The sequence below is a fragment of the Paraglaciecola sp. genome (genome assembly GCF_030730205.1).
Taxonomy (GTDB): domain Bacteria; phylum Pseudomonadota; class Gammaproteobacteria; order Enterobacterales; family Alteromonadaceae; genus Paraglaciecola.
In genome coordinates this window covers 25,898-35,277 of record NZ_JANQVQ010000256.1, presented here as the reverse complement: position 1 = coordinate 35,277, position 9,380 = coordinate 25,898, and the positions used below count along the sequence as shown (strand labels likewise).

Here is a 9,380-nt window from a genome sequence, read left to right as displayed (position 1 = left end):
GCAAAAATGCGCTGAGGGACAGATTAAATGCAATTGACTTTGGACTTCGCTTTACTCTTTCACCTACAATACGCTCTCTTTTCAATCCGTTGAGTTGTTATTCGTGTTGTTTGCATCTGTCCTGCAGGGTTTATCTCGTCTTTTTACATTAGGCTTTTTACCTCTTATCCTTTTAGCAAGTTCATGCACCCTATTTTTTTTATATCCTCAGTTAATCAGTAGTACATTTACCCGCCTACCTTGGCTACCCGCTATTTGCCTTGGTATTGCCGCCCTTATTGCATGGCAATTTGGACGCAGCCGTTTGGTGTGGTTAAGCTTAGTACTCTTTTTTATCCTACAAACAATTGAGCCGCACTGGCCGGCGAGTGACAGTTTAATTTTCGCCAGAAGTAGTTTTATTCTTGTGATGTTGGGCTGGTTAATGCTGGATATTGACCGCGGCTTTTCGTTGCGTAATTTGATCTATAGCTTCTTGATTTTGGGCTGTGCCGGGCTTGTCGCAGTCTGGCTATTGCCTCTGGTCACTGCAGCACCTATGGTGCAGCAATATGTTGTTATGCCCAGCACAAGCTGGTTGTTTACCTTGTTGCCACGTTTTTATCAGTGGTATACGCCTAGCGACGTGATGCTTATTTTAATCAGCGCTACTATAGCTTGTATCATGTTAGTGATACGTCTCACTAACAGCCAAGTGATCTTGGTGTTAAGTTGGCTAGCTTGTTTAGTGTTACTTGCTGTTGCTGAGCAAACACTCAATCAAGTAATGGTCTGTACTTTGGCAGTAATTATTGCTTACGCGGTTATTCGAGATAGTTTTTTCATGGCATATAAGGATGAACTGACTGGTATCCCTTCGCGGCGCGCGCTAATGCAAAAAGTCGATACCTTGGGCCGAAAATATACATTGGTAATGTCTGATATTGATCATTTCAAAAAGTTTAATGATACCTATGGACACGATGTGGGTGATGAAGTACTCAAACTCGTTGCCAGTAAACTGTCAAAGGTGAGCGGCGGTGGGCAGGCTTTTCGCTTTGGTGGCGAAGAATTTGTTCTATTGTTTGCCAATAAAACACCCGAGCAAGTTCTGCCACATATTGAAGCGATCCGCTGCCTGATAGCGGACTACGACATTGCATTACGCTCTCAGCCACGCCCTGCTAAAAAGCCCGGTGGTAAACCTCAAATAGCCGCTAAAAATAAAATCGTAAACGTTACCAGCAGTTTTGGCGTGGCACAAAAATCCAAACTTTACCGTGATTTTAACGCTGTTATGAAACAAGCAGATATTGCCCTGTATGCCGCGAAAAAAGCCGGACGAAACTGTGTAAAGGTATCCAAATAATGAATAAGCCGATTCACGTTTTAGTATTAGGGTATGTATGGCCAGAGCCAAATTCGTCAGCTGCCGGTAAACACATGTTGAGTTTACTTAACACATTTCAACAGGCAGGTTGGCACATCACCTTTGCAAGTCCAGCTGTGCAAGGTGATCATAAAATAGACCTCACGGCCATGGGGATAAGCGAGCACACCATTGCTCTGAATTGCAGTAGCTTTGATGTATTCATTCAACAATTACAGCCCGATATCGTCCTGTTCGATCGTTTTATGCTTGAAGAACAATTTGGTTGGCGTGTAGCACAGCACTGCCCGAATGCCCTGCGTATACTAGATACCGAAGACTTGCACTCACTGAGAAATGCTCGTCATCAAGCCCTAAAACAAGAGCGAGAACTCAACACCACTGATTTCAACAGTGAGTTAGCTAAACGCGAAGTAGCGGCTATTTTTCGCTGTGATTTGGCTTTAATTATCTCTGATTTTGAATACCGGTTGTTGCAAGAACATTATCAAGTACCTGCTCGCTTACTATTACATTTACCTTTTATGCTGGCTTTGAGTCACCTCACTGAAAATGTATTGCCTTACGACCAACGCCAACACTTTATCTGCATGGGTAATTTTAGACACGAGCCTAATTGGGATGCTGTGTTGTGGCTTAAAAACACCATTTGGCCGCTGATCCGAAAAAACCTGCCCCAAGCAGAATTGCATGTATACGGCGCGTACCCGCCACCGAAGGCCACCCAACTGCATAATATTAAACAAGGATTTTTGATCAAGGGCTGGGCACAAGACGCAGAGCAGGTTATGAAACATGCCAAAGTCTGTTTAGCCCCCTTACGTTTTGGTGCAGGTATCAAAGGGAAATTAAGCGAAGCCATGCTGTGCGGCACACCCAGCGTCACCACCACTATTGGCACAGAAGGTATGGGACACGCATCGCAAAAAACAATCAATCCACTTGGTTTGCAGTGGCCCGGCGCCAGTATTGATTTTGATGTGGCACGACAAGATAAAACTGCCAGGGCATTTGCAGAGGCTGCAGTGGCACTTTTTCAAGATCAAAAACGGTGGCAAGCGTGCCAACGTTTGGGTTTTAGCTGGCTTGAACAACATTTTGATCAACGGCAAATCAGCCCTAGTTTGCTGGCACGTATCAATGAGTTATTGCTCAACTTGAATAAACATCGAGGGCATAATTTTATTGGTCAGATGCTACAACATCATCAATTCAAAAGTACTCAGTATATGGCTCAGTGGATAGAAGCAAAAAACAAGCCTCGTTAATGAGGGACTTGAATTGGCCTACCTTAATTCATCTCGCGTATTGATCTGAGTTTTGTACCTCATTAAACATGGCGCCGCCCTTACACTGCGACGTAGAGCATAATCCGTACGCACATGATTATTCAAGAGCAGCATATGAACGATTCAACTATTTACCCTACTACAGAGAAGCCGACACTTTTTACCCATAACATTTGGTCAACAAAATCATTGACACCACGCAACATTTGGTTAACCATTAAAATCCAAAATAACAATATTGGTAATACCAATAAGCATAACCAAAACATATAACTTTTATCTAAAGCAGAACAGAGGTAAAAGAGATATGACGGTCAACGAGTCCCTATGCAAAAACATTCTTTACCTAACATTCGTGTGGGCCTCAGCCTATTGTTGAGTACCTTATTTATTGGTTGCGGCAGTAGTGGCGAGTCCACTAAAAGTGAAACACCCGCGTTTACACCAGCACCCACAATATGCAGCACCTCAAACCCACTCGTCATTGTTTCAGCCTCAGATGAAGGCTCGCTAGATAACAAAGGACCGTTAAACGCCATTGATGGTGACACCACCAATACATCTCGATGGGCGTCTAATGGAATAGGTAAAACCATCACCTTTGACTTAGGTGAAGAGTCTACAATTCGGGATATAAATATTCAGTGGTATCAAGGCAATTTACATCAGTATCACTTTGCTATACATACATCTACTAACAACCTTGACTGGACATCCGTACTGAGTGACGCCCACTCCAGTGGCGCCGTTGCGGCCTTTGAGTGGGTTGAATTAGTCGATAGCTCAGCACGATATTTACGCCTAACTGGGTCAGGAAACAGCAGCTCAGAGTTAAATAGCATCGTTGAAGTGCAAATAAATGGTTGTGGTAGCCTCGCCCCGCAGATTGACTCAAACCCCGATATTCCGACTCAATCGTCTATCGACATGAGCCTTTGGGACAACGAAGGCGGCAATCCATTGGTGGGCAATGACTATGTTTTTGATGCGTTAAAAGCACAGTATGTCTCGCCAAATGGTTCAGGGTGGCGTCACGAATTAAAGATTAAAAAAGACTTACGAGTGGCAATGACCGAGGTTGATGAAACCTTTTACGCCAATGTAAGCGCGACGTTATCGGTGGGCGCTAAACTCATCGTTGCTCAACATCATGGTGGCGACACAGGTACACTCGTAAAAGTATATATCGCCGATTCAAGGGAGTCTGGCTTTATTGACAGTGTCGCCAATAATGGCATATTTGATGTTTATGTCCGCTTAGCAAAACAGGACGGTTCAGGCGAAACGAAACACGCCCTAGGAACCATCCAAAGTGGCGATAATTTTGATTTGCGCATTATCAATAATTTTGGCTATGTCAGTGTATCCGCTTTTGATCAATCAGTTAGTCAAAATGTGGCCGATAGTGCTGGCGCCTACTTTAAGTTTGGTAATTATTTGCAAGCTCAAGATGCTGCCACCTTGAGTAATATTGAAAACTCGGCTGACTGGGCACAATTTTATCAAGATGCTAATATCACCCAAAGTGAAGTGGTATTTTCTCGTGTGAATTACACGCGCCTATTTGAACAATAGGTTGCTTGTATTCTTTTGGTTAATGCAAGCGCTAATGACGAAATGCTTATGCCAAACAACGGTAGATTATAGCCTCAAACTAGTTGTATTCTTAAAGACTTGGCATAGAATGCCCCGCAAATTTACATGCCTTTCTGATGGTTTTTATGTTGCTCAATTATTTCCTTATCGGCCTGGCTGTCTTAGCCTTAGCCGGTGTCGTATTTGAAGAAGTCACCCATATAAACAAAGCCAAAGTCACTTTGTTTTTTGGCACTTTGTCTTGGATAAGTTTGTTTGTGTTTGCCCAAACCGAAGCTGACCGAGATCTCATTAATCATCATTTACGAGAAAACTTAGCGGATATATCCTCCTTGTGGCTGTTTTTAGTCGCTGCCATGACCTTTGTCGCCTATCTGAATAAAAAGGGGTTTATTGAGAGTTTATTGCACCGTGCAATGCCAGAATCCATCAGTGAAAGAAAACTGCTGTTTTTTACAGCCATATTTAGCTTTTTGTTTTCCTCTTTAGCAGACAACATCACAGCAACATTAGTGGCTATCACGCTAGTCTTGTCACTGAGTTTACCCCCTAATAAGACCATGCGATTTGCCGTATTAGTGGTTTTTGCGGTCAACTCAGGTGGCGTATCATTAATTACCGGTGACGTTACAACCTTGATGATATTTTTGGCCAATAAGGTCAGCATCTTAAATTTATTTTGGCTATCACTGCCCTCTTTCATTGCTGTCATCGTCTTGGCGAGTTTGCTGAGTATTGGCATGAATGGCAAAGTCAGGATCAAACATAAACCCCGTCAAATTCGCAAACTCGATTACTGGATAGCGTCAATATTTTTAATCACGATTGTGAGCACAATTGTGGGTAATGTATTGTTTGCCATTCCACCGGTTCTGAGCTTTTTATCCGGATTGTCAGTGATGTTTTTAGTCGCGCATTTGTTTCAAGATAGCGATGATAAAGATCCTATTTTAGAATATATCCGCCACATAGAGTTTGATACCCTACTGTTTTTCCTAGGAATTTTATTGCTGGTGGGCATGTTAGAGCAAATTCATGCCTTAGATTTTTTGGTCAAGTTATACGAATTTTTGCCACCTGTTTACGCTAATTACATTATGGGTATTACATCGTCGGTAGTTGATAACGTGCCGCTGACTGCCGCGCTATTAAAAACCAATATCGATATGGAACTCACCTCGTGGTTAAGCCTGACCTATGCAGTGGGTGTAGGTGGCTCATTGTTAGTGATTGGTTCAGCCGCCGGTATTGTCACCATGAGTAAAGTACAAGGCCTAAGTTTTGTGCGGTATGCCAAATACAGCTTACTGTTGCTCTTTTCCTATACCTTGGGCTTTTCTATGGTGCTGGCACTCGCTTATGTGATTTAAGCAATAACATGGCGTGTTGACCACGCCATTTAATTTAGCGTTTACAGACTCAAACCCAGTTGGGTTAACAGGGTATCTAGGTGGGCTTTAGCATCTTTGGTGGGCCCCGGATAATCACCGCTGATTGGCACATTACCTTGATAACCTAAATCTTTACTGCCTTGTGGACTACAGAAAAACGCCGCAAGTACTAAACGTCTAAACGCAGCAAACGCCACGGCAGGTTTGCCAAATTCTAGCGACGAATGTGCCGATTTAAAGGCAATATCGTCAATGATTGTCATTTGCTCAGGTGCTGATAATTGAATAAATACCTGCTTTGAGCGCTGCAGCGCTTCGGTATTTAGCCAAGACAGCAGCGACATAATGCTCAGTCTATCTTCCTGCTGCCTGCTATAGGGCGCACTCACCCACTCATTAATGACCTCAGGTACCTTAACCTCAGTTGCCGAAGGCACCATGAGTTCACGGGGCACAATAATATCTGCTAATACGGCCACTACATTGAGCTCATCCTCTTTGAGCAACAGGGGCCACGGCGATGTGGGAGGTACAATAAGACTCGGATCTTTACCATAACCCGGCGTTGTCACTGGAGCGAATGTCAAATCAGGCCAATGCGCCGCCTGCGCGTGCTTGATATTTGTCTTCTTGTCACAGCTACTGAGCAAAGGAAATGCCGCTGTGGCAGATAATACCCCAATCCACTTTAGGGTTTGACGGCGGGTTAAACTCGGCACGTAAGATGTCAGTGATTGGGGTTTATCAGCCATTTTATAACACTCCTTTATCTAACTGAGTCGCTAACCACGACGCGTTTCTCATGGCTAACGTCATGATGGTCAAGGTACAGTTTTTATGAGGATTTGATGCAAAAACGCCCGCATCCATCACAAATACATTGTCACAATCCCACGTTTGGCCCCACTGGTTTGTTACCGAATCACTGGGAGAATCCCCCATGCGAGTACTGCCTACTTCATGAATTATTTCGCCCCCCTTTGAAATCGCGGTTTTAGCATCGGGCAAGGGCTGACTAAAACTCGCTCCCATGGTTTCTAAAATGGCCTTTGCCGTTTTTAAACCATGCTCGACTTGCTTAAGCTCATGCTCAGACCATGCCCAGTGAAATTTTGCTACAGGGATGCCCCATTTGTCTTTAACCTTGTGGTCAATTTCCATGTAACAGTGTTCATTTGGCAGCATCTCGCCTCTAAGACCAAGACCTACGTAGGCGCCATATTCTAATTTAACGGCGTCTTTTGCCATTTTTCCGTAACCATCAATATCGCCAGGTACGCCTGCGCCAGGCTCACCAAAACCGCTACCAATTTCAAAATGATAACCACGAGGAAAATCTAACGCCCCGTTTTCTTGCATTTTGTGGCCCCACCATGGAATAAACAGGTGATTAGCCGTATGCCCATCTTCGTTGTATATTGGCCGCCCTCTCAAGCCAGGAATAGACGCCCCTAACCATGCTCCAGTTGAATCCATAAGGTTACGGCCCACTTGGCCGCTTGAATTAGCCAAGCCATTAGGGTGTTGAGCACTTTTAGAATTTAATAGGATGCGCGCCGATTCACAGGCGCTTGCCGCAAGAACCACTATACGGGCATCAAGCTGATTGGTATTACCGCTAATTTTGTCCACATAACTGACACCCATGACCAGCCCTTGATCATCGACGTTTATTTCTCTCACCATGGCATTGGTAATAATGGTTAAATTGCCGGTGGCCTTGGCCATTGGAATCAAGGAAGTGGTGGTTTGAAATGCCGCGCCAATAGAGCAACCATTGCCACAGGGTGTTGCATAAAAGCAGGCGGCCCTGTCGTCTTTGGGCCGAGTGAGCACCGCTCGGTGCATCGGTGCGGTGGCAATACCCAATTTTTTTGCTGCCGCAGACAAGAGCAGTTCTGGAATACGAGGCTGGGGTGGCGTTTGTAAAATACCCTCGCCAGAATCAGGCATGTCATCTAAGCCCGTATTGGTGCCGCATACTCCCACCAACTCTTCAGTCAGATCATACCACGGTGCGAGTTCTTCATACTCAAATGGCCAGTCTGCACCTAATCCATCACGGGATTTACCTTTAAAATCATGGTGACTAAAACGCAGTGAAAAACGGCCCCAATGATTCGTGCGACCACCCAACATGCGCGCGCGCCACCACATAAATTCCGAGCCTTCAGCGGTGGTATAGGGCTCATCGGGCACAGACCAGCCACCATCAACCGTGGCATCATAGTAGCCAAAGTCTTTGTCACGGGTGCTTGCTCCCATCAACGGCGCTTCTGAGTTTCGCTTAAACATGGGGGTTTCTGATTTGGGGTCATAATCACGACCCGCTTCAAGCAGTAAAACTTTATGGCCTGCTTTGCATAAGGTATAGGCTGCCATCGCACCGCCTGCTCCAGAGCCAATTACAATGATGTGTCCTGATTTATTCGTCATAGCTACATCCTTATAAGGATTTAATTTTTATATTTTTAAACGCAACTCGGTCACCGTGATCTTGTAAACCAATATAGCCTTGGGTATTGAGCCCGTAATTCGGCCAATCTTTAAATTTGCTCTGGGCCAATGCCTGCTGCCATGCCTGTGAACCAATTTGTATATCCACGGTTTGCACCGAATTTTGCCACACTTGCAGATGCGTCCCTTTAAATACAATGCGCACATGGTTCCATTGCTCTGCAGGTAACTGAGATGCGGCTGAAGACGCTTGTAAGTCATACAATGAACCAGAACGACGGGTCGCTAATTTACTGTCAGGGTGACGCTGATTATCCAAAATTTGGATTTCTAAGGCGTGAGAATAGATATGTTTACCCCTTTCATCGGCGCGCACAAAAATGCCACTATTACCGCCTTCGGCTACATTCCAATCAAGCTGTAACTCAAAATCAGCGTATTGTGTGCGGCTGATAATATCACCAGCGTTTTTCTCACTTAACACCAGTTCATCCCCGATAATTCTCCAACCAGGGGCAATATCGCTTTGTTGATAAGTGCGCCAATTGTCCACGCTGCTACCGTCAAAAAGATCGTGCCAATTAGATGGCGTTTCGCTTTTGTTTGTTTGCGTTGTTGCTGTGCATGCGCTCAACACGAATAACAGACTAAAAGTGACCAGAGCTTGTCGACAATAATCTTGCATATCTACCTCATTTGTTAAAAATTCGTTACACAGTAGGCTAGCAAGACTTACCAACAAAAGCCGCAGCTAATACGCAAGCAACCAAAATAAATAAACTTAAAACCAGTAAACAGAAAAAACGTTAGTAGAGGCCAAACTGGTTAAAACTGGTCTTTCTCTCACAGGTAAAAACACGAAATACTCAGCAAAATATGGCCGTAAAAAATTGATTTATCCTTTTTTTACACACATAGAAATAAGTTTGACTTAGATCAAAATTCCTTTTTATACCCAGTCTATACTCGCTTTGAACTTACTTTTGAGGACAATATGATGAAACAAAACGTTGGTATTTTAGACACCGCTATTCGTGGCATTGCTGCGGTAATTTGTTTAGCTATTGCAGCAGAGTTAGCCCTGCCTTTGGCTGCCACTATCACCTTATTTGTGATGGGTATTTTGTTTTGGGCGTCTGCCAGTTTTGGTGTGTGTTTTTTATACAAGGCCTTAGGAATCGATACCTATCCAGGCGCAGGTCATGGTTTATATCAATACTATCCGCGCAGCCATTGAATTACTTGATAGCGTTACATTACCGTTTTGCGACTAGCAAA

Annotated in this window: 8 protein-coding genes; 5 read left to right on the top strand and 3 right to left on the bottom strand. The window is 44.2% G+C overall.

Annotation, left to right across the window (positions count from 1 at the left end):
- Nucleotides 1–103 precede the first annotated feature (103 nt).
- From NWQ57_RS16695 to nhaD, 4 genes are all read left to right on the top strand, one after another.
- Nucleotides 104–1,348 carry a diguanylate cyclase gene (locus NWQ57_RS16695; protein ID WP_306023300.1) on the top strand — a complete coding sequence of 415 codons (1,245 nt, stop codon included), beginning with the start codon at nucleotides 104–106 and terminating at the stop codon, nucleotides 1,346–1,348.
- Nucleotides 1,348–2,637, top strand: coding sequence for a glycosyltransferase family 4 protein (locus tag NWQ57_RS16690; RefSeq protein WP_306023299.1), 1,290 nt, complete (start codon nucleotides 1,348–1,350; stop codon nucleotides 2,635–2,637). The genes NWQ57_RS16695 and NWQ57_RS16690 overlap by 1 nt, the downstream gene beginning before the upstream one ends.
- A 348-nt stretch (nucleotides 2,638–2,985) precedes the next feature.
- The gene (locus tag NWQ57_RS16685) at nucleotides 2,986–4,233 is read left to right on the top strand and encodes a polysaccharide lyase family 7 protein (protein ID WP_306023298.1); all 1,248 of its coding nucleotides are present in this window, start codon (nucleotides 2,986–2,988) and stop codon (nucleotides 4,231–4,233) included.
- 149 nt (nucleotides 4,234–4,382) lie between these two features.
- Complete coding sequence (nhaD, locus tag NWQ57_RS16680) at nucleotides 4,383–5,624, top strand: sodium:proton antiporter NhaD (RefSeq protein ID WP_306023301.1); 1,242 nt, start codon at nucleotides 4,383–4,385, stop codon at nucleotides 5,622–5,624.
- Between the two features lie 41 nt (nucleotides 5,625–5,665).
- On the opposite strand, the gene NWQ57_RS16675 is transcribed toward nhaD, so the two are convergent.
- The 3 genes from NWQ57_RS16675 to NWQ57_RS16665 are packed head-to-tail and all read right to left on the bottom strand — an operon-like array spanning nucleotide 5,666 to nucleotide 8,787.
- A complete protein-coding gene (locus NWQ57_RS16675; RefSeq protein ID WP_306023297.1) occupies nucleotides 5,666–6,397 on the bottom strand; it encodes a gluconate 2-dehydrogenase subunit 3 family protein in 732 nt (243 codons plus the stop codon).
- Nucleotide 6,398: 1 nt separating this feature from the next.
- Nucleotides 6,399–8,081: a GMC family oxidoreductase gene (locus tag NWQ57_RS16670; protein ID WP_306023296.1), complete on the bottom strand. Its 1,683-nt coding sequence runs from the start codon at nucleotides 8,079–8,081 to the stop codon at nucleotides 6,399–6,401.
- Nucleotides 8,082–8,091: 10 nt separating this feature from the next.
- Complete coding sequence (locus NWQ57_RS16665; RefSeq protein WP_306023295.1) at nucleotides 8,092–8,787, bottom strand: DUF1080 domain-containing protein; 696 nt, start codon at nucleotides 8,785–8,787, stop codon at nucleotides 8,092–8,094.
- 312 nt (nucleotides 8,788–9,099) lie between these two features.
- Between NWQ57_RS16665 and NWQ57_RS16660 the strand changes: the two genes are divergently transcribed.
- Nucleotides 9,100–9,339 (top strand): DUF2892 domain-containing protein, encoded by a 240-nt coding sequence (locus NWQ57_RS16660; protein WP_306023294.1) that lies wholly within the window; start codon nucleotides 9,100–9,102, stop codon nucleotides 9,337–9,339.
- The last annotated feature ends 41 nt before the right edge of the window (nucleotides 9,340–9,380 follow it).